This window comes from Microbulbifer sp. NBRC 101763, from assembly GCF_040371615.1.
In the GTDB taxonomy this organism is placed as follows: Bacteria; Pseudomonadota; Gammaproteobacteria; order Pseudomonadales; family Cellvibrionaceae; genus Microbulbifer; species Microbulbifer variabilis.
On record NZ_BAABQV010000001.1, the window covers coordinates 1 to 23967 of the forward strand.

19 protein-coding genes are annotated in these 23967 nt (G+C 51.3%); 6 read left to right on the forward strand and 13 right to left on the reverse strand.

Annotation, left to right across the window (positions count from 1 at the left end; translation table 11 throughout):
* The 4 genes from ABWV76_RS00005 to ABWV76_RS00020 all read right to left on the reverse strand — a co-directional run.
* Positions 1-196 (reverse strand): hypothetical protein (locus ABWV76_RS00005; RefSeq protein WP_353374879.1); only part of this gene is annotated, 196 nt, incomplete at its 3' end.
* Positions 189-518 (reverse strand): S1 domain-containing protein, encoded by a 330-nt coding sequence (locus ABWV76_RS00010; RefSeq protein WP_353374880.1) that lies wholly within the window; start codon positions 516-518, stop codon positions 189-191. The genes ABWV76_RS00005 and ABWV76_RS00010, both read right to left, overlap by 8 nt.
* 114 nt (positions 519-632) lie before the next feature.
* Complete coding sequence (locus ABWV76_RS00015; protein WP_353374881.1) at positions 633-1157, reverse strand: pentapeptide repeat-containing protein; 525 nt, start codon at positions 1155-1157, stop codon at positions 633-635.
* A 623-nt stretch (positions 1158-1780) separates the two neighbouring features.
* The gene (locus ABWV76_RS00020; protein WP_353374882.1) at positions 1781-2290 is read right to left on the reverse strand and encodes a hypothetical protein; all 510 of its coding nucleotides are present in this window, start codon (positions 2288-2290) and stop codon (positions 1781-1783) included.
* Between the two features lie 1157 nt (positions 2291-3447).
* Here ABWV76_RS00020 and nagK point away from each other — a divergent pair.
* The 4 genes from nagK to ABWV76_RS00040 are packed head-to-tail and all read left to right on the forward strand — an operon-like array spanning position 3448 to position 7986.
* Positions 3448-4392, forward strand: a complete 945-nt coding sequence (gene nagK, locus ABWV76_RS00025) for an N-acetylglucosamine kinase (protein ID WP_020412346.1) — start codon at positions 3448-3450, stop codon at positions 4390-4392.
* Positions 4393-4450: 58 nt separating this feature from the next.
* Entirely contained in the window at positions 4451-5449 is a 999-nt protein-coding gene (nagB-II, locus tag ABWV76_RS00030; RefSeq protein ID WP_282951336.1) for a glucosamine-6-phosphate deaminase NagB-II, read from the forward strand.
* A gap of 29 nt (positions 5450-5478) precedes the next feature.
* Complete coding sequence (gene nagA / locus ABWV76_RS00035; protein WP_353374883.1) at positions 5479-6609, forward strand: N-acetylglucosamine-6-phosphate deacetylase; 1131 nt, start codon at positions 5479-5481, stop codon at positions 6607-6609.
* Positions 6610-6660: 51 nt separating this feature from the next.
* A complete protein-coding gene (locus tag ABWV76_RS00040; RefSeq protein ID WP_353374884.1) occupies positions 6661-7986 on the forward strand; it encodes a sugar MFS transporter in 1326 nt (441 codons plus the stop codon).
* Between the two features lie 116 nt (positions 7987-8102).
* Here the strand turns inward: ABWV76_RS00040 and ABWV76_RS00045 are convergent, their stop codons facing one another.
* Positions 8103-9152, reverse strand: coding sequence for a LacI family DNA-binding transcriptional regulator (locus ABWV76_RS00045; protein ID WP_353374885.1), 1050 nt, complete (start codon positions 9150-9152; stop codon positions 8103-8105).
* Between the two features lie 420 nt (positions 9153-9572).
* On the opposite strand from ABWV76_RS00045, the gene ABWV76_RS00050 reads away from it, so the two are divergent.
* On the forward strand, positions 9573-12200 hold the full coding sequence (locus ABWV76_RS00050) for a TonB-dependent receptor (RefSeq protein ID WP_353374886.1): 2628 nt from the start codon (positions 9573-9575) through the stop codon (positions 12198-12200).
* Positions 12201-12368: 168 nt separating this feature from the next.
* Here the strand turns inward: ABWV76_RS00050 and nagX are convergent, their stop codons facing one another.
* Positions 12369-13490, reverse strand: a complete 1122-nt coding sequence (nagX, locus tag ABWV76_RS00055) for a transmembrane glucosamine N-acetyltransferase NagX (protein ID WP_353374887.1) — start codon at positions 13488-13490, stop codon at positions 12369-12371.
* Between the two features lie 220 nt (positions 13491-13710).
* A complete protein-coding gene (locus ABWV76_RS00060) occupies positions 13711-17067 on the reverse strand; it encodes a chitinase C-terminal domain-containing protein (protein ID WP_353374888.1) in 3357 nt (1118 codons plus the stop codon).
* A 629-nt stretch (positions 17068-17696) separates the two neighbouring features.
* Between ABWV76_RS00060 and ABWV76_RS00065 the strand changes: the two genes are divergently transcribed.
* Positions 17697-20426: a family 20 glycosylhydrolase gene (locus tag ABWV76_RS00065; protein WP_353374889.1), complete on the forward strand. Its 2730-nt coding sequence runs from the start codon at positions 17697-17699 to the stop codon at positions 20424-20426.
* Between the two features lie 439 nt (positions 20427-20865).
* Here the strand turns inward: ABWV76_RS00065 and ABWV76_RS00070 are convergent, their stop codons facing one another.
* The 6 genes from ABWV76_RS00070 to ABWV76_RS00095 form a co-directional block, all read right to left on the reverse strand.
* Positions 20866-21240 carry a nuclear transport factor 2 family protein gene (locus tag ABWV76_RS00070; RefSeq protein ID WP_353374890.1) on the reverse strand — a complete coding sequence of 125 codons (375 nt, stop codon included), beginning with the start codon at positions 21238-21240 and terminating at the stop codon, positions 20866-20868.
* An 85-nt stretch (positions 21241-21325) separates the two neighbouring features.
* A complete protein-coding gene (locus ABWV76_RS00075; protein WP_353374891.1) occupies positions 21326-21700 on the reverse strand; it encodes a DUF6334 family protein in 375 nt (124 codons plus the stop codon).
* A gap of 117 nt (positions 21701-21817) precedes the next feature.
* Entirely contained in the window at positions 21818-22153 is a 336-nt protein-coding gene (locus tag ABWV76_RS00080) for a hypothetical protein (RefSeq protein WP_353374892.1), read from the reverse strand.
* A 160-nt stretch (positions 22154-22313) separates the two neighbouring features.
* Positions 22314-22628 (reverse strand): hypothetical protein, encoded by a 315-nt coding sequence (locus ABWV76_RS00085; RefSeq protein ID WP_353374893.1) that lies wholly within the window; start codon positions 22626-22628, stop codon positions 22314-22316.
* A gap of 157 nt (positions 22629-22785) precedes the next feature.
* Complete coding sequence (locus tag ABWV76_RS00090) at positions 22786-22965, reverse strand: hypothetical protein (RefSeq protein ID WP_353374894.1); 180 nt, start codon at positions 22963-22965, stop codon at positions 22786-22788.
* A 345-nt stretch (positions 22966-23310) separates the two neighbouring features.
* On the reverse strand, positions 23311-23868 hold the full coding sequence (locus tag ABWV76_RS00095; protein WP_353374895.1) for a hypothetical protein: 558 nt from the start codon (positions 23866-23868) through the stop codon (positions 23311-23313).
* Between the last annotated feature and the right edge of the window lie 99 nt (positions 23869-23967).

Genomic DNA, 23967 nt, shown 5'->3' on the forward strand with positions numbered 1-23967 from the left:
AATAAATCCATTTACTTCGCGCCACCAGGTCCCTCCTTTCTTTCGAAATCGGAGCTCCTTTAGCAAAGGCTTGAAAACAACCTCTAAATCCTTTTTCTCTTCCGATGCCATGTTGTGTGCCTAACGCCCGCGTCATTTGCCGCAGCGCAGCGGAGGTCAAATGCACGCGTTTGTTACGTTTCAACGCGTCAATCACGCATAGTTTGTTCCAAACGTATTTGATGCCCCCAAGTTGTAACACTTCTTATCATTGCCTCAATCCTTGAGCCTGGTGGATAATACGAATCGTTCTTATATTTTTCCGGTGTCATACCAACAATATGTATCACTTCGATTAACGCTGGAAAACCCAAACCAATATCCACCCACGCCCCAAAAGACGAATGAACAAGAACAACGCCCTCAACATGATCGCCACGTCGAAGTGCCTCGGTTACCTTCTGCCAACGTTCATCCTCATTTGGAGAGGCATAATCTCCAAACACCTCTTGAAGTACTTGTTGCCAATTAGAACCCAAACTATCTCCTAGGATCAACGTAACGCCGCGATAATCGGCCGACCGCGCGAAGCGTGGGCGGTCCGGTGGAAGCCACGTAGTGGCTGGAACGAAATTCATCGCCTTGTTACATTGCTACCCGCCAGCAGGCTCGGCACCTTCTGTTGTTTGCCAATCTATATCTTTTTTTTGAGTATCTGAAAGGCTTATTAGCGCAGCAGTTGCTTTAGTGAGCTTTACGCCTTTCATGTTAGCGCCATCAAATTTACACTCGACGAAATCTGACTGACGTAAATCCGAACCTTCTAAATTACAATCAGTGAAAATCACGCCGTCATAAAGTGACGCGCGTAGATCAGATTTAGATAGGTTTGCGCCGGTTAAATCTAAATTTATGAAGTCATTCCAACATAAATTTGATTCTTCTAGGTTGGTTCCTCTGAAATTACAGTCAGAAACGCCTGATTTAGAGAAAAATGTTCTTCTCATATCAAGATTGCTCAGATCTTGATCTTCTAAATCAGTTCTAAATACACTAAAACCACACGGATCTTCATCATCAAATTGTGGGAGTGAATCAGGTAATCTAGGAGACTGATCGTCGAAGACTACACCTGCTTCTCTTAAAACTTCGATTGTTTCTTCAAAACTCTTTGTCATTCTCGATCTCTCTAAGCAATGTAACGCCCGCATCATAGGCAGACGACGCGCAGCGGCGGCTGTCCTTATGCATGCGCTTGTTATGCGCTGACTAACCGAAGTACACAATCTTGGCCGACGGACTCCAATAACCAGCGAAAAATTAATTTGCCAACCACCTTACCCAAATACACGAACGACGCCAAGCACCGAAACCAACTTTGACCAATTGCCCTACTTCGTTGCCCGAACACCACAAAACACGCGCCGAGCTTTTTAGCGCACGAAACCACAAACCAACCGCACCAGCTAAACGCGAAAACCCCAAGAAGACACGCCGACTATAACCACAGAAACGACCACGAACGAATGTTGAAAACACACACGAACTGGCAACCCCCATCGTAAAGAAACGAAGCTTTCGCCAGCTAATTTAAGAACCCAACCATCAAAGCGACCAAGCCTGAAATTTGGGTAATTGCTGGGTAAAGAAAGTGGCAAAAGAATGTTTAGAACCGAATTCTGAAAGGTAAATTTCACACGTTTTTCACGCATAACGCCGCGATAATCGGCAGACCACGCGCAGCGTGGGCTGTCCGGTGGAGGCCTACAAGGCCGGAACGAAATTCATCGCCTTGTTAGCACTATTCTCTCTCAAGGACTATATGCTTACCAATTTTCTTATATTTAATTGGAATCATATCTGCGGTCCATCGCCCAAGTTTTTTACCATGACGAGTCCAGCTCCATTCTTTCACTTGCCATTCCTCTAAATCCACATCCTGACAGCGAATAAGGCTATCTTTACTAGTTTTTCCGTTAATCAGGTCGGGGCCAAACTCACTACAAAGCCCGCCAAGACGATACCAACTCAAGTCCGGCATCACAAATTTCCCATTTCTATTCGGCAGTAGATACACATCAAAATCATCTGGGGCATTTCTAATAATCAAATAGCTTATGCCCATCCAATCATCGACTGTATGTGTAAAAATAGTATATGTATCAACTTTCATTTCACGCACATCAACATGAGGCAGTAACTCACCCGCATTTGCTGGCGGCTTTAAAGAACCCAAGAACGGTATACATACAAAGACAATTCCTATAAGCATTGTCAGAAATGTTAGTGTTATAAGTATCTTTTTTCTCATAGTTGAGTGCTAACAGTGTATTCAAAAGCAGCTGCATTATATCACCAGTCAATATACCCCAAGAGTAGAAGGCTTCTCTAGCCAGAAAAAAGCATATAAATCAGTATGTTAGCCAGCACTGGTGAAAAATTAATCTAGTGGATATATCGCGACTGAATTATATCCTGATATTTTGCTGCATTTGATCACAGGCGTAAATCATTCAAAATCAATAAGTTAGCGATTTTTTTACTGTGGATATGTGCGGCTGCTCTTGATCTTTGATATGGATAGCATGAAAAGTCAATAAGGTGTATACAAAAATAACAAATTCAAGTCACTACGGTTGATATTTGCCCAAAGCTAACTGTTAAACCAGAGTCTCTGGTCGACAGTCTGGTGCAGCCTATTTCAAATAGTGTTTACCGTACCAGAAGGCTTCTAACTTAGATAATGGGTGAAAATAACACTATTGCTACGAATAGAATGCCGACCAAGATCCCACAGCAATATTTTAAAAGTCTGTAAGATAATTAGGTTATTGAGAGATCTTTTCTATTGATGCGTGGGAAATATTTCAAGTAGCAATACTACTATTGTTTTTTGTGTTCTAACGTGAGAAACGCTGAAGGGTTCTAATTTAAGTGACCATTTTTATGTGTGACTGAAATTTTTCAAAGCGTAAATAGCCAAAAATATAGGTGCAGAAATAATTTTATTAGATTTGTTTAAGTGTTAAAGCTGCGTAATATCTATACATATTTATTAGTATAACGTGTAGCAATATGGTTTTGTCGCGCCTGCTGGGGCTCAATAAGCAGGTAATTTCCCCTGGGAGCAGGGGGAACAGATTCGATCACGTGTTCTGCCTCTGCGTTGGAGAGATTGCCAAAGCGGGACAGTAGCTTGACCTCCTTTTGGGAGCCGAATGTGACGGGCGTCCATCTTAGGAGGGAATATCACTTTCCTGCAGGTAAAGTATTCCAATTGACCTTTGGGGGGTGGCGGTATGCAGACAGGAAATTTTTAAAAATTGCTGACAACGCTGTCATCAATCTTGTAGTATGGCTACAAATAGTTAGCGCAGGAGCGTTTATTGCTCTTCTGGCGTTACTTCCGGGGGACTGGGAAGCCCGGATGTAGTACATAACAATACAAATTCTTAGAGGCCGTTTCTGATGGCTGCGTTGGGAGACAGGGAAATTCTTTATATCGGTATCGATGGAGGCGGCAGTAAGTGCCGTGCTTCAATCCTCAACAGTGACAATCGGGTGTTGGGCACAGGGATATCAGGCCCCGCGAATCCACTCCACGGTTATGCGCAAACAATAGATTCGATTGTGCGCTCCGCCACGCTTGCGCTTTCTGATGCAGGCCTTCCGCCCCAAGCGCTCGGTGAACTCGTCGCCGGAGTTGGTCTTGCGGGCGTTAATATGCCAAGCCTCTACAATGAAATGGATGCCTGGGCGCACCCCTTCAAACAGATGTTCCTCACCACTGATCAGCACTCGGCCTGCCTTGGTGCGCATCGTGGTGGTGATGGGGCGGTCATTATTGCCGGTACCGGTTCTTGCGGTTACGCCTGGGTCAATGGTGAGGCTCGCCTTTTGGGCGGCCATGGGTTCCCCCATGGCGATAAGGGCAGCGGTGCCTGGATGGGGATGGAAGCGGTCAAGTACTTGTTTCTGGCCCTCGATGGTCTCGCTGAAGATTCCCGACTGAAAGATGAATTGCTGTCAGCGCTGGAAAGTGCCGATGCCCAGCAAGTGTTTGAGCGCATTGGTGGAAAATCCTCCAGTCATTATGCGCGCCTTGCAGTGCCGGTGGTGGAATATGCGGAAGCTGGTGATCCGGTTGCGCTGGCGATCGTGCGTGATGGTGCAAGTTACATCAGTGACCTTGCGGATAAATTATTTGAAATGAATGCTCCACGGCTTTCCCTGATCGGCGGCGTTGCACCGCGTCTGAAGCAGTGGATGGCTCCGCATGTTGTGGAGCGTGTGGCGGAAGCCCTGGACCCGCCGGAGTTTGGCTGTGTTTATTTTGCTCGCCAATGTGTTGCCGAGGCGGCGAGTGGCAGTGCAGGTCCTATCGATGCCGATGAAAAAGCATTGTTCGGATAATTGAAAAGATTGGTACGGAATTGAATTTTCCCGCTTGAGCCGTTAAGGGAGACAGGTCATGGCGATGACAATTATGGAAACCGAGGCCCGTGAAGCCCCGGATTGTATTGCAGAACAGCTACAGAGTAATGCTGCGGTAATGGCCCAGCTGGGTGAACGCCTGCGCAACAAACCGCCGCGGTTTGTCATGATCGTGGGGCGTGGATCCTCTGATCATGCGGGCGTGTTTACCAAATATCTGATTGAAATCGAGACGGGTACGCCGACTTTCGCTGCGGCGCCCTCTGTATCCAGTGTCTATGGGCGCACGCTCAAGCTGGAAGATTCCTTAGTCATCGTCATTTCCCAGTCGGGCCGTAGTCCTGACATCCTGGCTCAGGCGAAGATGGCTAAAGAGGCCGGTGCCTATACCGTCGCTTTTGTGAATGATGAATCGGCCCCGATCAAAGATATCGTCGATTTGATGGTGCCTTTGAAAGCCGGGCCGGAAAAAGCGGTCGCAGCGACCAAAAGCTATCTGGCGACGTTATCCGCGGTGCTGCAGTTGGTAGCCAACTGGAAGCAAGACGAAGAGATGCTGAAGGCTGTTGCTGAACTGCCGCAGGCGCTACGTGATGTGGTTTCCGCGGAGACCCAACTGCGTCCGGAAGATCTCGCTGCGGTGAAAAACCTGGTTGTGTTGGGTCGTGGACCGGGTTATGGCATTACCCGCGAGCTGGCGCTGAAGCTGAAGGAAGTCTGCAATATCCATGCAGAGCCTTTTTCCAGTGCGGAGTTCTTACATGGGCCGGTAACCCTGGTTGAGCAGCAGCTGACCGTGATCAATGTGCCGATTGAAGATGAATCTTATCAGGCGCATAGCGAACAAATCGCAGATATTATCCGTCGCGGTGGCACCCTGATTAATCTGCATGTGCCTTCAAAAGGCATACATCCACGCGTTGCTCCGCTACCTCTGTTGCAGCGTTTCTATATTGATGTAGCGCATATCGCTGTCAGCCGTGGGATTAACCCGGACGAGCCGGCAGGTCTGAAAAAAGTCACCCAGACGGTCTGAGTTTGACCGCTAGAGCAGGGGGGTTGCGCGTGGTTCAGGTGTTGCTGGCAGAGCGTTTGTTTGATGGTGAGCGGGTTCTCAATGATATCCCGGTCTCAATCAATGCCGATGGCAGAGTTGCTGCGATAGGTGGTGATGTGCCGGCTTCTGGCGCGGAGCGCTTGCCCGGTACCCTGGCGCCGGGCCTGATTGATGTTCAGGTCAATGGTGGTGGGGGTGCATTATTTAACAATGAACCGACGTTGGCATCGTTGCAGAAGATGGCCGGTGCGCATGCCGGTTTTGGCACCACGGGTATGTTGCCGACACTCATCACTGATGAGGTTGAAGTCATGCAGCGTGCGGCGGACGCGATTAGTACCGCCTTGCGTAAAAAAATACCCGGCATTATCGGTGTGCACTTTGAGGGGCCGCATCTCAGTACTCCGAAAAAGGGTACCCATGAAGCACGTTTTATTCGAGGTCTCAGTCAGGCAGAGCTGGATATTTACGCGCGTGACGACCTGGGTGTAAAAGTCGTGACGCTGGCGCCCGAAAATGTTGCGCTGGAGGATATCCGCAAGCTGGTGTCGCTGGGCGTGCATGTGTGTCTTGGGCACTCAAATGCCGATGGGGCGACAACCGCTGCGGCATTGGAAGCGGGGGCGAGCGGATTTACCCATCTGTATAACGCGATGTCGCCGTTCCAGTCTCGGGAACCGGGTGTGGTCGGAACGGCGTTGATCAGCGACGATGCGTGGTGTGGTCTGATTGTTGACGGCCATCATGTTTGTGCGGATGCAATTCGCCTGGCTCTGAAGGCCAAGCCCCGGGGGAAATTGATACTGGTGACAGATGCCATGTCGCTAGTCGGTAGTGAAGAGACCAGCTTTCCTTTATTTGAGCGCGTGGTGACCCGCGAGGGTGACAAGTTGACTTCGACTACCGGAGAGCTGGCAGGTTCTCACCTCGATATGATCGGTGCCGTACGAAATATTCGAGACTGGTGTGATGTGCCACTGGAGGAAGCGCTGCGAATGGCCTCCCTTTATCCGGCGACGTTCCTCAGCGTGGAAGGTGGCCGACTGGCAGTGGGTGCGCCGGCAGACATGATTTTACTGGATAGCGAGTTGCAGGTACGCAGGACCTGGATTTCGGGCAGGGAGGTTCACAGCATTTGAAGTTTTTTTCGTAATACGTTCAAACAACAATAAATATAAAAGGTGCTTCTTATGGAATCCGCCGTTAGTGTTCAAAGAGAGACGCGCAGCAGCCTGTTGCCTATGGCAATTATCGGCATGCTGTTTTTCATTTTTGGTTTTGTGACCTGGCTGAATGGCTCGCTGATGCCGTTCCTGAAAGTGCTCTGTGATCTCACAGAATTCCAGGCGCTGTTCGTTACTTTTGCGTTTTATATTGCCTACACCGTCATGGCGTTGCCTATGTCGTTTATCCTGCGTAAAACGGGATACCGCGATGGCATGGCCATTGGCCTTGCGATCATGGCAGTCGCTGCGCTGATTTTTATTCCGGCTGTGCAAACCGGTAGCTACCTGGTTTTCCTGGTGGCTCTGTTTGGCCTGGGGGCTGGCCTGACCATTCTGCAAACGGCTTCAAACCCCTACGTGGTGAAGGTGGGGCCTGCTGAAAGCGCGGCCATGCGTATCGCCATCATGGGCATTATCAGTAAAAGCGCGGGTGTGCTCGCACCTTTGGCCTTTACAGCGCTTGTGCTGTCTGGCCTGAACGATTTCAATAGTGAATCACTGGCCGAACTGTCTGCGGCTGAACGGGAAGTCCAGTTGGCGGAAGTTTCCAGCCGCCTGATCATGCCTTACATCTACATGGCGATTGCGCTGTTCGCGTTGGTTGGACTGGTGAAGTTTTCCGGCCTGCCGGAAATCGACGAAGGTGACGCTGGCCAATCTGAGGGAAGCTTCCTCGATATTCTGCGTTACCCCCAGGTTGTACTCGGCTCTCTGGCGCTGTTCGCCTACGTTGGTGTCGAGGTTATTGCGGGTGACACCATCGGCCTCTATGGCGAAGGTCTTGGTTTGTCCAATTACGCCGCCCTCACGTCCTACACCATGGTGTTTATGGTGATCGGTTACACCATTGGTGTTGTAGGGATTCCACGCTTTATCAGCCAGCAGCAAGCCTTGTTCGGGTCGGCGGTGGCTGGCAGCCTGTGTGTGGTCGGTGTGCTGTTTGGTTCACAGGAAAGTACTTTACTGGCCGATATCCTGTGGGGGTGGAGTGGTATCGCTCCAGTAGTCCCTGACACCATCACTTTCGTTGCCCTGATGGGGTTGTCGCACGCACTGGTGTGGCCTGCCGTCTGGCCTCTCGCCCTGGACGGTCTTGGACGTCTGACCGCGCAGGGGTCTGCGCTGTTGATTATGGGCATTGCCGGTGGGGCCATTATCCCAACCTTTGGTTTCGGTCCTCTGTCCGAAATCGCCGGTGAAGTGCGCACGGGCTACTGGGTAGCGCTGCCGTGCTACCTGTTCATCCTTTTCTATGCTCTGAAAGGGCACAAGATACGCAGCTGGAAATAATTCCGCTGCATGTTGCATCAGTCAGTTTGATTCTCGTCGTTGTATCCCTTTGGCTCGCGTGAACCTGCCCTCCTTAAAGGAGGGCTTTTTTTGGGGGGAGGTAAAAGTTGGAAGGATCAGTTGCCCGGAGCGCTTCCGCTCGAATCACGTACGACGAGCTCGGGAGTGAATTCACGTTGAATACCCGCTTCCTTGCTGGCGCTGGCGTTCTCACCGGATGTTTTACCGCGCGCTTTGCTCAGCACGAGTGCGGCAGCACACTTGGCGATTTCGTTGTTGGGCTGGTGCGCGGTTGTCAGTTTCGGCCAGGTCTGCCTGGAGAAAGGGCTATCTTCGAATCCTACGATGGAGAGCTGGGACGGGATGTCGACGTTCATTAATCGAGCGGCAAAGAGTGCACCGGCCGCCATTTCATCGTTGCTGGCGAAGATGGCACTGGGCGGGTTGTCAGTACCAAGCAATGCTTTGGCACCCTGAACGCCGGAATCAAACGAGTACTCTCCTTTGAGAATCAGGGATTCGTCCACAGGGAGGCCGGCTTCCTTCATGGCATGCCGATACCCGTCAAGACGACTGTGGGTAGAAATGTGTTCTTCTCCACCGCAGAGGAAGCCGATGCGCTTGTGGCCGAGCTCGATGAGGTGGCGGGTGATATCAAACGCGGCGGCAGAGTCGTCTACCTGAATGCAGTTGTCCTGGTCCTTTACATCCGCGGTTTTGGAAACGATGCGTACGTAGTCTACGTTGAGATCCTGGAGTGTCTCGATCACGGCCGGTGTTTCTGAAAAAGGCGGAGTCAAAACGAGTCCGGCCACCTTTGAGTGTTCGACCAGATTTTTCAGTTCATCGTGGACCGATGCCGATTTGGAGTTACTGGGATGGATCAGCAATTCATAGCCCCTGGCCTTACAGGCATTGAGGATGCCGTTTTGCATGTCGATCACATAGTAGGCGTTCGGGTTGTCGTAAATAAACGCGATGGTATATGTCCGGGAGCTGGCCAAATTGCGGGCGGCCAGGTTGGGCTGGTAATTCAGGGCCTTGACCGCATCCTCGACCTTCTTTTTGGTTGCGGGGCGCACCGAGGGCTCGTTGTTGATGACCCTGGATACGGTTTTTATGGATACCCCCGCATGCGCGGCGACGTCGTTAATGGTGGCTTTCATGGGGCCGTCTGGTCCTTGAACTGTTTCGTCGGCGCTTGTCGCTGCACCGTTGGTCTGTCCGCCATCCTAGCAGAAATGACCGGAAATTCGCCGTGAGTAGCGCAAGTAAGTGCTGGATTTGATGTGGATGAAGCTTGCGGAACGGCGAACCGGATTTTCCGCCCTTGAGCTATCGGCTTTAAATTAAAGGGTTTTGGTATCTACGAGGCGCGGAATGTCGTTACATCAATCGCTCGGACCGAAGGTTTTTTTACTCCAAAGACGGTAGCAATTCCGGGTAATCCTGTGTATCTTCGATTATTTAGAATGACAGCGCTATCATAGCTCTAAATGACAGCGCTATCATTTTGCGGTACGAGGTGAAATAAAAAAAATTACTCACAACCTTCATATAAATAATAAGCAAGGAAGGGGAAATCGATGCTAAAGCGCAATCAACTCGCTCTGTCTATCAGTGCAGCTGTACTTAGTGGTGGCCTGATGGCTCCGCTGGCTATTGCCCAGTCGGATGAAGCTATTGAGGAAGTCTCTGTAACCGGTATTCGTGGCTCTCTCCAGGATGCCTTGAGCACCAAGCGAAATGCTGGTGCAATTGTCGACGCAATTTCTGCGGAAGACGTCGGTAAGTTCCCGGACAAGAACATCGCTGAATCTCTATCCCGTATCACGGGTGTGGCGGTAAGCCGCGAGTTCGGTGAAGGGGAACGTGTCTCTATTCGTGGTGCGGGTCCAGATTACAACCGTACAACCCTGAACGGTCAATCTGTCGGTACTGCTGACTGGTTCATTCTGGATAATCCGTCTCGCAGCTTCAACTTTACCCTGTTGCCTTCCACTCTGATCTCCTCCCTCGAGGTAACCAAGAGCCCGCAGGCTTCTCAGGACGAAGGTTCCCTGGGCGGTACCGTTAACGTGCGTACTCACCGCCCTCTTGATCTCGACGCGGGTCAGGCTGCGATTGCAGTAGAGAGCATCTACTCCGAAACTTCGGAAGAGTATGACCCGAGCATCTCTGGCCAGTACTCCTGGAAGAACGATAGCGAAACCTTTGGTGTGCTGGTATCTGCGGCCAAGCAGGACCGCACTGTTCAGCGTTCCGGTTTTGAAGTGCTGTCCTGGACCGACGAAGCCACTCCTGGCGTAATGGTTCCCGGTACCATGGGTACCCCGACTTTCTTTCAGGAGCGCGAGCGCGAAACTGTATTCTTGTCTGCTCAGCTGCGTCCGACCGACGAGCTGCAGCTGACTCTGGACGTGCTGGACACCAGCATGGACGCGGATAACATGAATGCCAACTGGCTGGTATTCGCAGGAGACAATGCGGTCGATCATGCAACTAATGGTCAGCTGAGTGGCAACAGTGTTGTGGCTTCCCAGATTTCTGGTGACGGCCGTGGTGTTGTGAACTGGATCAACCGCGTATCTTCCTCTGAATCTCAGTCCTATACCCTGACTGCCGAATATGTAACTGATGCATTCAGCGTTGATATTGTTGCCGGTAATACTTCTGCCAAGGGCGGTACCTATCGCGAGACTTCTTGGGAGTATGGTTGGTCCGGTGGCGACTATGAGTTTGACCTGAACGCGCCATCTCTCGACTCCAATCCTGCGCCTAGTGATGCAGATGCCTATGCCGCTGGCTGGATCTGGGGCGGTGAGCGCCCGACCACTGATGAAGAAACCTACTTCCAGGTAGATCTCGAGCTGCCGATAGAGGCGGGTGCATTTACCTCTATCGAGACAGGTGTCAAGGTTCGCAACGCCGAGCGTACCCAGCAGCGTATCGTATACAGCTGGCATGGTCCTGAGACTATGACTGGCAATGAGGATCTCGCTGGCTCATACCTTGATTATATCTTCGCAAATTGCCCGACTTTATCTTCTTGTGGTTTGAACTCTGGCGGCGTTGTGAGTTTTGATACGCCCGCCGGTGGTAACTCCACCACCGCACTGGCACAAATGCGTGACGTGATGGAGCAAATCGCGTTTGCTGGCTTGAACGGTGTCAGCGCCGATTACGCACGCTCTCTCGAGCTGGCCAATAACTGGGCAGTGGAGGAAGATATTTTTGCGGTATATGTTCAGGCGAATTTCGAGGGTGACAACTACCGCGGTAACTTCGGTCTGCGCTATGTATCTACTGAGCAAGCCTCTTCCGGCTACGAGTTCAGCAGCGATTCCTGGGGCTTCCAAACGGTTGATCGCGATTGGTTGAATCCGTCTTACCTGGCCTGGGTCACGGAAGATAACGACTACAGCGAAATCCTGCCGAGCTTTAACATTGCTTATGACCTGAATGACGATATGGTGATTCGTACTGCGGTTGCCCGTGTTATGGCTCGTCAGAATTGGAACCAGATTTCTCCGTTCGAGACCTTTGGTGCTCTGAATGCACCGGACCCCCAGGGGCAGGCCGGTAACCCTCAGCTGGAGCCGTTCCTGGCGGACCAGTTAGACGTTTCCTACGAGTGGTACTACGGTGATGTGTCTGCGTTCTCCGCAACGACCTTTATTAAAAAGAACCACAGCTACCTGGCTCAGGAGACCTTTACCGAAGCGCGTTACGATGAACAGACTGCTACCTGGGTTGACGTTGACTTTAGTCGCCAGGTGAATGGTGATGGTGGCCTGGTCGCTGGTGTTGAGCTGGCTGTGCTGCACGACTTCGACAACGGCTTTGGTGTTCAGGCGAACTACACCTACACCTACACCGATACTGGTTCCGATAGTGTTGTTGGTATCTCCGATACCATGGCTAACCTGATGGGTTACTACGAAAACGATACCTTCGGTGCGCGGATGATGTACAACTATCGCTCGGAGTGGAGCAAGGGCTTCCATTGGAACGGCAACCCGCTGTCCAATGACGCGTTTGGTCAGCTGGATGCGAGCTTCTCGTACAACGTCACTGACAACGCACAGATCACTCTGGAGGCAGTGAACCTCACCAATGAGCAGGTCGTAGAGTACAGCGAATATGAAGATCGTCTCATGTCCCTGTATGAAAATGGCCGTCGCTTCGTTGTGGGAGCACGATACAATTTCTAATCGAAGTTGAACGGAAAAAGCCGGGCATTGCCCGGCTTTTTTTGTCGCTGAATTATTGTAATTATGGGTATTGATAAATATGAGTAGCAGTATTTTTATCCCGTATGACCGGTACTTTGATTGTGGAAGTCGCAAGCAGGGAGTGGAGCAAAGCCTGATGGAGGCTCCCTAGGGGCTGACAAACAGTTTTCGACGGTAAAGCCAGTGGAGAATAATCCACTGTACCGCCAGCACACCGATAACAATCACCAGGTTCCCGGCATCCGCAGAAGAAAATACAGAGGCAATGCCGCCAAACAGGCTTTTGCTTGTGTAGGTCCAGTTCACCAGGCTGCTTGCCATATACACCAGAATGGCATTGCAACCGATCACGGCAAACAGAGTGGTAAACCCGCGCCACTTCCATATATCCGAAATCAGATAGAAGCAACCGAGGAACAGCAGGCTGCAACCAATGGTGACGAGGGAGAAGGATCCCGTCCATAAATCTTTATTCACCGGGTAAACCAGGTTCCAGGTCCATCCGAGTGCGCATAGGGTGATACCCGCGAGGAACAATCCCCTGAGCAGTTTGCCTGGCTGGTCTCGGTGCAGATGCAGCCAGCGGCCGGCAAAAACGCCGGCGAGGGCATTGGCGACGGCGGGCAGGGTAGACAGCAGCCCTTCAGGGTCGTACGGCTTGCCTTGATAAGTGATGCCCGGCAGGCAGCATTGGTCTACCGCAGCGTTAATTGATCCCGAGATACTGAAATCCCCCAGTCCGAGTTGCAGGAGCCAGTAGCCAAGCAGGATACCCGCAAAAATCAGGTACTGGGCGATGGGGCGACAGTGCCAGACAATCAGTGCGGCAAAGAACCAGGCAAAGCCAATGCGGGCGAGAACACTGGCATAGCGTATTTCGGACAGGTCGGGGGGAACACTTGCGCCCCAGCCGTGGTTATAAAGCACCCCGAGACCCACAAGAATCAGCAGTCTTTTGATCGCTTTTTTGTAGGCGCTCTGGCGTTGTTGTGGTGGCTGGCCCCGCAAGGTTTTATTGGCCAGACCGAGGGTAACTCCGGAAAGAAAGATAAACAGTGGGAAGATCAGGTCATACAGGGTAAATCCATGCCATGTACTGTGCCGCATCTGTGCTTGTCCCCACGCAAAAGCACCGAGCCCGGTCAGGGACAGAAGCGGGGCGAACAGGGATTCGCCCCCAATAATCCAGAACATATCAAAGCCACGCAAGGCATCGACGGATGCCAAGCGCCTGTGGCTAGTGGGAGAGTAGTTGGTCTGTTGTTGCATGCTACCGCTTGATTCCGTATCAGGATTCATGAGTGCGAGGCGGTCATTGTTGTGCGTGCAGTTCGGGAAGTTGCGCTTACGAGCATGAGAAAAATTCCTTGGTCAAAAAAAAGGCCCCGGAGACCGGGGCAAGTACAGGAGTAATAACCTGTAACGTCTTCAGAGAGAAATTGGCAACATCCTGTTGTAACAGCGGAGGGCTTCCTGCCCCCGCTAAAACTCAGTTCACGTTGCAGACAAATTCCCAGCTGCCATCGGGGCTTCCTGGAACCGAATTTGTCCACCACTTTGCTCGGTATACGCTGCCATCATGAATGATTTGTTGACCGCCGCTGGCGTGATCGCCAGAGGGCCACTGTGGATAGGTCACCAGTCCACTGGTATCGATACCGGCGTCGGCGCAGCTGGTCCCTCCGCTGCCTCCGCCAGTGCCGCCGTCGCCACTACCCGCAGGCGTCGCCAGAGGCAGTTCCGGATGCTCGAATGCCAGTGCGTACGTTGTACCGTTCACGGTGGCTGTGTAGGCCTGAGGGCCTGAAACGGGCAGGTAGTAATTCATGGTCATATCCCAGGTCTCGCCATCGGCAAGATCCTGCCAGCCCGGCAGGGCGAAGCGCACGCGGTGGAATTCGTTCTCGAGTCCGCCGACATTGCCGCCACCGGAATTGGCCCCGTCTTCAATGACTTCGAGACCGGCACCGCTCTGATCGGTAATGATGTTGGATGTCGACGTCGGCATATCGAACTCAAATACAGTACCGCCGGGCAACACACCACCGGTGTTATTGGTAATGTACAGCTTGGGGTTTAGCGGGTAGTTCTGGTCGCCGAGTTTGAATCCGGAAATTTCGATACCCACATCGATCGCTTCAGAAGGGATTACGCGATCACTGCGCTGCTCGCGATAGGGCACCGCACTGGCAAATTTGTCGTAGGCGAGGGTCGTCAGGGTGGAGCCCATATAGTACTCGCCTTTGGCGGCATCCCAGTCGTAGTCACCGGCGAGTTCCCAGAACATGATGCCACCGACACCCTGGTCGATGACGTACTGTACCTTCGCGTCCATTGACTCTTCGTCTTCTGTGGAAATATACACACTCTTGGTGCTGTTCCAGAGCCACGGCGCTTCAGACACGGCATCGTAGTTACGTACGTAAGTGCCGACAAACGCATCGTCCGGGTCGCCTGCTGGATCGAGCCCGTAGTCCGTGACATAGGAGCCGAGGATGCCACTTTCCAGATTCTTGGCATGCCACATAGGGTTCGAGCCCGCGCCCATTTCCACGCTGTTTTCGTCCAGGTCGTGCCACATGTTGTCGATGCCAATGGCACCGTAACCGCACTTGGCAGAGCCGCCGGTACCGGTCGGACAATCGGACTGGTTTGGCAGTGCGGCAGAGCCGCCCAGGCCGTTGTTGCCACCGCTCACGCCCTGCCAGCCTCGGGTGTAGTAGGGAATACCGATATTAATTCGGCCCGGGGACATGGATCCGCGGAAGTACTTCACAGCCCAGTCGATATTCAGGTAGCCAATACCACCATACTGGGAAGTGGAGTAAACACTCGCGGCGGCCAGTTCCGGATCTTCGCCGTTGTCGAACAGTGCGGAGTTGTGGCCCACATATTCATTCCACGCGCCGTGCAGGTCGTAGGTCATGATGTTGACGTAGTCCAGATACTGGGTGATCTGCATGGTTTCCATGCCGCGCAGCAGGTATCCGGAGGACGGCGAGGCGATGGTGAGCATGTAGTGGGTGCCATCTTGCTCACCCGCGATGTCCAGCTTTTCACGCAATACACGCATCAGCTCCACATAAGATTTCATGAGAGAACCGCGCAGCGGATTGGCGATGCCAAAGTCCAGCGGGTTGCCGGCATCGTTCATTGAGGTGGGATATTCGTAATCGATATCGACGCCATCAAAGCCATACTGGCGGATAAAGTCCACGGCGGAGTTGGCGAACGTTTCAATGCCGGCATGGTTGATGCTGCCATCGGCATTGGTGGTCATGGTATAGAAACCACCATTGGCAACACGATCACCAGATTCGTTGAAGTAACCACCGGTTTCTGCCCAGCCACCGACGGAAATGAGGGTGCGCACTTCAGGATGCTGCTTTTTAAATTTATTCAGCAGGTTGAAATGGCCCTGATAGCTGAAGTCCGCATCCATCTCTGCGCCACTGACGCCGGGCCAAGTCATGCCGGTGGCAGGGTTGGCGGGATCGGCGGTATTGCCAACGGATACTTCGTTGCTGTCATTGATATGGGCGAAAGCGTAATTAATGTGGGTGATATTGTCCCAAGGGATATCGTTCACCAGGTAGGTGGGCTGTCCATTGGCACCGTTTCTCCAACTGGTGAAGTAACCAATGATCCGGCGCGGATGATCGGCCCCCATGATCTCCCGGCCTTCTGCGGTATAAATATCGCAGTAGTCCGGTGCCGTCCCGGGGCTGGTAAACAAGCCATCGGGACGACAGGGGAAGTCACCCGCTACGGGTTCACCGTTTACGGTGATTGAAACCTGCGCGGAGTCAGTGAACTGGTTAGCGGTATCGAATGCTCTCGCGAAAACGGAGGCACTGCCGGGAGTGGCGACCCAATCGATACTAAACGGCGCACTGGAATCTTCGCCCACTTTCTGCCCGGCGACAAAGAACTCCACTTTGGAAATCGCACCTTCTGTATCGCTGGCTGTGGCCGCGATGCTGACACTGGTGCCTTCATCAAACACGCTACCGTCGACAGGATTATTCAGGGTTACGGTTGGCGGGATATCGGGTGTGGTGACGTTGATATTGGCTGAGTCTGATTGAGTGCTTTGGCCATCGTTGTCGGTGGCCGTTGCGTACAGGACATGGCTGCCTTCGGTCGCTGTCCACTCGATCGCGTAGGGTGCGCTGGTGTCACTCCCCAGGCTGTTACTGTCGACGAAAAACTCTACCGAAGTGATGCTGCCATCTGGGTCACTGGCGCTGGCTGTGAGGGATACAGTCGCACCGGTATCCAATTGCGTACCGTCTATCGGGTTGTCGAGCGAGATGACCGGGGCCTGTGGGCCGCTCACGGTGATGGTGACATTCGTGGTGAACGCGTCCTGTCCCGTGTCGTCCACTATGCGTGCGCGCAACACCGGGTTGCCGGCAACGGCGGTCCAGCTGGCCTGCCAGGGTGCGCTGGTATCTGTACTGATAGCGCTACCATCGACGAAAAATTCCACACTGACGACCTGGCTATCATCGCTCGCGTCCACGGTAATGATAACGCTGTCATTTTCGCTAAATGTCATACCGTTGGTGGGGGCGGTGATGGAGCCGGCTGGAGGCTGGTCAACAGCACCCTCACAGGCGCCTTGCAGCGTCCATTCCTGATACTGGCCGGAGAACTGCTCCGGATTCTGGTTCTGTGTCCACCAGTTGGCCCGATAAGCGTTGCTGTTGTACTGGACTTCTGCACCGCCGTTGTAGGCGGTTGCGGCATCCCAGTCCGGGAGGCCTGTGCAGTCCACGGCATGCGCCTGGCCTGCGGCAAAGATCGCCACGGCAAGACTGCCGAGCGCGAGAAAGTGTTTCATTGGGTTCACCTTGAGTAAGTTATTTTTGTTGTTGGTCATCGGCAGTTAGGTGACGCGATTGCCAAAATGACATCGCTGTCAAAATATCATCGCTTATAGGGAATCGCAATGCAGAAAGGGACGAATTACTACGGGGTAAAGACAATTAAAATGAAAGTTCCGCCACTGGAGTTGATATGAGACCCGTATCACGATCAAAGCGGAACATTAAGAGAATATGACTGAGGCAAGACATTGCGTCTTGTCCCCGGGGAGATACGGTGTGATCAACCTGAATCAAGGGGAGAAAACGAGTGGTACTGGTAGGTTGCTTTTCTGCCTTAAGCAGGGGCTTTACCGGTGGTGATCATTACGGTTCACCGACCAGCTCGCCAGCCGGTAAGGGAGGCGCAGGAATAACAAAGTTAAATGGAAGCCTACATGAAGCCAATCAATCTATTGAGAAACCCAGCCCTTCTGGTGGTAGCAATCGCTGCAGCGTCTGCTTCGGCAATATTAACGGGTGCCTGAGATCTACCCGGCCGACTACCGCTTGTACGTGAGGCAAGTTCACTGGTTGACAGCGTTGTCTTTTTCGTTATTGTGGACCTTGCAATCACTGGTGCCATAACAAATAGAAAAGGACTCCCATGCTTTGCGCCATCCCCTCCCTGAATAAGACCAAGCTAAGAATTTCAGTCTTTTCCCTGGCCTTGGGATTGACGATCGCCCTGACGGGTTGCGGTGGGCACGACAATCCGGAACGGGGTTCGGCCCGGCAGATTGCCGAAGATTTCTCGGTGCAGTTGGAAGTGCTCACCAACTACCAGGCGACCGGCGACGAACTTGCAGAGCGTTGCAAGCGCGAAGGCGGTAGCGGGGCAATTTGCTCGACCTACCGGATATCGCTGACCAACGCCGGCGAGGCCGCTTTGGCACCGGGTGCTTTGGAATGGAGTCTCTACTTCCACAGTGTGCGCCGTACCCTGGCGCTGATGAACCGTGACGATTTGCGCCTGGAGCATGTCAAGGGAGATCTGCACCGTTTGGTACCTCTGGCCCATTTCCCGGGGCTGGCACAAGGGGAGACGCTGCAGCTGGATTTTCTCGCCGAGTACTGGTTCCAGTTCGAATCCGACTTTATGCCGCGCCTGTTTACCGTCGATGCGAACGGACAGGCACAGGTTATCCAATCCACCGACTCCAATAGCATTGCCGAACTGGTTCTGCCGATTGAGAAAAACCACTCCGATAATTGGAAGCGGGCATCCACGGATGCCAATGTCCTGGCAACCGCAGCCAGTCGGTTTGAGGAATTCTCCCGGCGTGGTGTTCAGGAAGGTGATCAGTGGCAGTCCCGTATTATCCCCAAGCCCCTGAAGCTCGAAAGTCGTGGTATTGCCGTTGATATCAGTGCGGGTCTTTCTGTAGATGGGGGGGCGTTATCGACCGCGACCCTCAACGTTATAAAACAGCGTCTGGATGCCTTTGGCCTCGTTGGTGAAGGCGCTGGAGCCTATCCCGTATCAGTGGTGATCGATACAAAGCTGTCTGCGAATACTGCAGAATCTTACCGGCTTGAGGTGGGTGAGACAGGCGCTTTGGTGACCGCCGCGGACCAGTCGGGCGCCTTCTATGGACTTCAGTCATTACTTGGCCTGATCAATGTACGCGCCGGCACGCTGATGACAGCCCGGGTTGAGGATGCGCCGCGTTTCCCCCATCGCGGGCTCTTTCTCGATGTAGGCCGTAACTTCCATACCAAACCGCTGGTGCTCAAGCTGCTCGACCAGATGGCGGCTTATAAACTCAACCGTTTCCACGTCCACCTGTCTGAGGACGAAGGTTGGCGCCTGGAAGTGCCCGGTCTGCCAGAACTCACTGAGATTGGTTCTCGCCGCTGTTTCGACCTGGAGGAGAACCAGTGTCTGTTGCCTCAGTTGGGCTCTGGCCCTAATACGGATAACAATGGCAGCGGCCATTTCAGTGTCGAGGACTACATCGAGATTGTTCGCTATGCCGGTGAGCGTCATATCGAGGTGATCCCCGAGTTCGATATGCCCGCCCATGCCCGGGCTGCGGTGGTGTCGATGGAGGCGCGTTATCGCCGACTGGTGGAATCAGATCCGGAAGCGGCTGCGCGCTACCGACTGATTGATGCAGAAGACAACAGCCGTTTCCTGTCGGTCCAGTTCTACGACGACAGCTACGTTAACCCCTGCATCGACTCCACTTACCAGTTTGTGGGCAAAGTGATATCTGAGGTGCAGGCGATGCACGAGCGCGCAGGCTATCCGCTGCAAAGCTGGCATTTCGGTGGCGATGAGGCCGTCAATATTTTCGCCGGTGACAGCTTTGAAGATGCGCCAGGGCAGGACCCCGCCAAAGGAGATGTTGACGCTGGTGCTCGCAAGCAGCCGTGGTCGGGCTCCCCTCAGTGCCAGAAGCTGGTTGCCAGTGGCGCGGTTGCGGACATCTCGGAGCTGGGTAGCTACTACGCGCGCCGTGTTGCCTCTCTGGTCCATGATACCGGGATTCCCACGCTCGGCGCATGGAATGACGGTGTTAAAGCTGTAAAAGATGCCAGCGAGGAACTCGCGACAGAAAACAACTATGTCAACTCCTGGGCCCCGCTGTTCTGGGGTGGTGGTGATGAAAGCTCGCATTTCGCCGCCGTCGGATTTGACGTGGTGCAGTCTCACTCCGACTTTCTGTACTTCGATATGCCTTACGAGGTCGATCCGAAGGAGCTTGGTTACTATTGGGCGTCACGCCATACCGACACACGTAAGACCTTCAGTTACGCCCCCCTGGTCACGGCCCAACTGGCAGAAGTATCTACTGATCGCGATGGCAATGCCTGGTCGGCGAAAGCGGCAGATGAAAGCTTTGCCAACAGCGTACGCGGTATACAAGGTAATCTGTGGAGCGAAGTGGTGCGCACCGATGCGCAGGTGGAATATATGATATTCCCGCGGCTGCTGGCCCTGGCCGAGCGGGCGTGGCACCAGGCGTCCTGGGAGTTGGATGCGGTCCCGGGGCAGGAGTTTTCTGCTGAGAGTGGTCTCGTTGATGTTGCCGCTTTGGAGGCGGACTGGAGAGGATTTGCTGCCGCGGTGGGGCACAAAGAGCTACTCAAGCTGGATCTTACCGGGGTAGGGTATCGCATCCCGGTGCCTGGGGCGTTGAATGATGAAGGATATCTAAAAGTTGCCCAGGCCTTCCCAGGGTTGGCCACCGAGTATTATGACGGTGAATCCTGGCGCCCGGTCACAGACGAGACACCAGCAAAGAAAGTAGATGCTATCCGAGCACGTAGTGCCGATGGCCGCCGCGCCAGTCGCGCTGTATCTTTCAGTGTTGTGGAAGAGACACTGTAATCTTCCAACTCTTGGGCCTCAGCACGGGGCCCTTCCTTCTTACGCTGTTTGAGTTGCTTTTCCAATTTCCGAATTTTTGCAAGTGCATTCCTTGGCTCAAGACTGTTCTGATGCAGATTATTTTTGTAGGTCCGACCGGTTTACTCTTTTTCACTTTCGACTTTTCATCCTACTTACCGTCATTAAACTCCTTGCGCCAGCGATAGATCAGGACCGGATGTATATCTAATGCCTCGGAAATATAGGTGACTTGGATATAATTATGATTTGCCAACCTAACGAGTACCTATTTGAACTCAGATGTGTATTGGAAATAGTTTCTTCTTTAAGTTTGTCCCATAAGGACCCCCTTTAGTGGATACTAAATTTACTGTCCACTAAAGCGTTGTAAGTTCAAAGCATGGCGGGATTGCGGGCCGTGTCGTGTTGCAGCCATTTGTTAGGCAACGGTACATGAGTGAGCCGCTTTAACCTGAAGGCTATTATCCTGACTGGCCCATATACGCGTAAACCTGAAATCTCCGTTAGTTGGATTGCCATCATATGTTCCACATATTTGTACTCGAGCGGTAACTACAGCAGTATTGCCCAGTACTTTTATACTATTTTCTGAAATATTGATTGACTCTATATCAAGCCTTCCTGATTCATGTGCCGATAAATCGTCTCTTTTGGTAAGCAATTGGCCGAGGTGGTTTGTAAAAACTAAATCATCAGCAAGAAGCGCGGATAATGCATTTAAATCAGAATCCAACATCGCATTCCGTAGCTTTGTTTCTGCTTCTTGTACTGCTTTACCAAGCTCCGTATTCATGTGTAAAACTCCAGTTTTTTCCTATCGCCGTGCTCTGCGGTTATTTGGGAGCGCCAGCGAGTAAATCTTCTGTAGCAGCACCTTGTTATAACTCACTTACTAAGTACTGCTTAATCGATGACGCCATGACAACTAACTCAACAGAGACCCCGCTAGAAAACTCAAACTTTAGAGCATCAGAATAGCCTTGATTATTCCTCATTTCCCAAGCCCAAGTTAGCTTATTCCCTATGCATTTGTGAAACACTGTAGGGGAAGTCCTTTCAGCCAATAAAGAGCCTTCCTCGAAACTCTTTAGACAGATTTCATCCGTGTCATCGATTACACAGAATACACAACTCGAGTGCTCAAACCTCAGCAATATCTGCGTTATTTCGCCAGGCAGTTCTTGGGGCCCATATGATGAAACCTCTTCAAGTATTCCGGCCGACTCGACTAACTCTGAAAGTTTCACATCCACCCTCGAGAGTTATAACGCCACCAGCATGGGTCGAAATGGAACAGAGAAGCTGCGGAGTGTAGGTCCAGCCAGCTTTGTTGGCGAGCGCGCTTGACTTTGTTAAGTTTTTGGTTAGCTCTATATAACATCAGGGTTGTTACCTATTTGCATACACACTGTAGGGAATTTTTTAGCTTTGAACTCAAATACTGCGAGACCATCCTCTGCCAACCAAGGCTCAACTACCTGATTTTCTGGAACCTTACTAACTGTATACTCCAGGCCGTACTTACCAAGGGCTTTGAGTGCCGGTTGCCACAACCCCTCACAATTTTCTGAATCAATGGGGAATTCGCTATTGTACTCTGAGTTAAAAAGTCGCTCGCGCCATGTAGGATCTTGACTAAGATCAATAATCGCTAACTCCAACCAGCGCCTATGGATTTTCTTCAGTACTCTAGGCTTTCTCTTCATGTGAAACTTAATGCCTTTTGCATGTGGCCGAATATGAAGTCCGGATTTTGTGCGAGTATGTAGTCGCATAAAGTTCAAGCGGAGTTTTTGGGTCCATGCTACTAAACTTGTTAAATCCTGTTCATAATATACGATGATTTATGGATATCAATACGCTTCACTACAGCAGCCAATCCGACAGCACTAAGACAATCCGAGTCACTTGTAGAAACACTAACTTTTTTCCAGCCATATAAGCTGCAAGAGCAATTGAAAGCAATGATTTTCCGCCTTCAGTTTTTGAATCAAAAGCTAAAACTCCAGTGCCCGTTGAACATGAATTGATTGCAGAATCCCTCCGACCAGTAGAGGACCATAATATTGTTGTCCCAGTATCTGTAGTGGCGATACGATCTAAGCTAGCATTTTGATAATTACTCGCTAAAGATTGTTGTGGAATTGTTAACAACAATGTAAAGAGCGAAATATGTTTCATAAGTATTTCATAATTATTACTACTAAAGATTTAACGTCTCAATAACCCGCAGCTGGAGCGCAGTGAAGCGGAATGTAAGTTGTCGGGTGCCGAAGGCGCGTAGTTAATTGATTTTTTAAATATAACCACACTGCATTAATGATAAGTGGAGCCATTATTACCGCTTGGATTTATTGGATTTACCTTGCTCAGCTTTAGCTTCAGGTGTATCAGTCACTCCTTTATTCATTATTTCTCCCTCCGCATAACGCCGTAATCGACTGCGCAAAAAGTGCGTAAAGTTGGCTGCCTGCTGCGTTTCCTTGATATACTGGTTTTCTTGCGTCAAGTTAATCACTGACAATACCAATTGAAAAGACGAAAAATAATATTGCTAGAGAGCCAACAAGAATCCATTGCCCATACACAGTAAACAGAATCATACCAAGAAACAAAAAAATAGTTATTAAAGTTGATCCGATATTATTAAGAACCTTCTTTCGCTTCAGTCTTTTGATCTTGGATTTTAATTCCTTTTCCTGCAACAGCTCTACGTTATTTTTCAAATATTATTCTCTCTAAATGTATAACGCCGCGCTCAGCCGCCGCAAACTTTGGCCGCTTTATACGAAAAAATAGGGGCGAGGCGACCGCGTATAGAGTGCATAAAGTTAGACGTCGGTCTGTAGCGATTTGTTACGCTTTATTTTACCAAGCTAGCCTTCCCCGCTTCTACACTCCATAGGCCGGTAGAAGTACTTACATAAATTGGCTTTCCATGATGAAGGCTCAAAAACACATGAAATTCAGTTGGCACGTTCGAAATAAAGTGTGTAGAGAAGGGGATGCTATCCCCCTCAGCATGAACCAATAAGCATGTTTTTGTGGATGGGGACACATCCACAATATCATTTGTACCTAGTTTGAATCTGAATTTCAAGTGACGACCAAATTGAACACCGGAATCATTCTCTGGGCTTAACACAAAATATATATTTTCAGTTTCAAACTTATCATCTATTACAGATACAGCCTTGTACTTTCCGTCACACACAAGATCTATAGACATATCTAAAAGATCTTGCTCTCTACTCGTGTAGGGCAAGCTTCCATCTTCCGAACGGATAGCATCATATAGCTTTTTGCCTAAGTATTCTGAGTGCGCAATCTGAAACGCTGCATCTATGTCATTTTTTACGGACGTAGTTTTGCATCCAGAAATAGCCAGAATAGCGAAAATTATCGATATTATTTTTTTCATTGTTATTTTCCCTGATTGAAGTAAAACGCTATGGGTATTGGGCGGACCGCGCGAAGCGTGGATCGTCCGGTGGAAGCCATGTTGTGGCTGGAACGAACA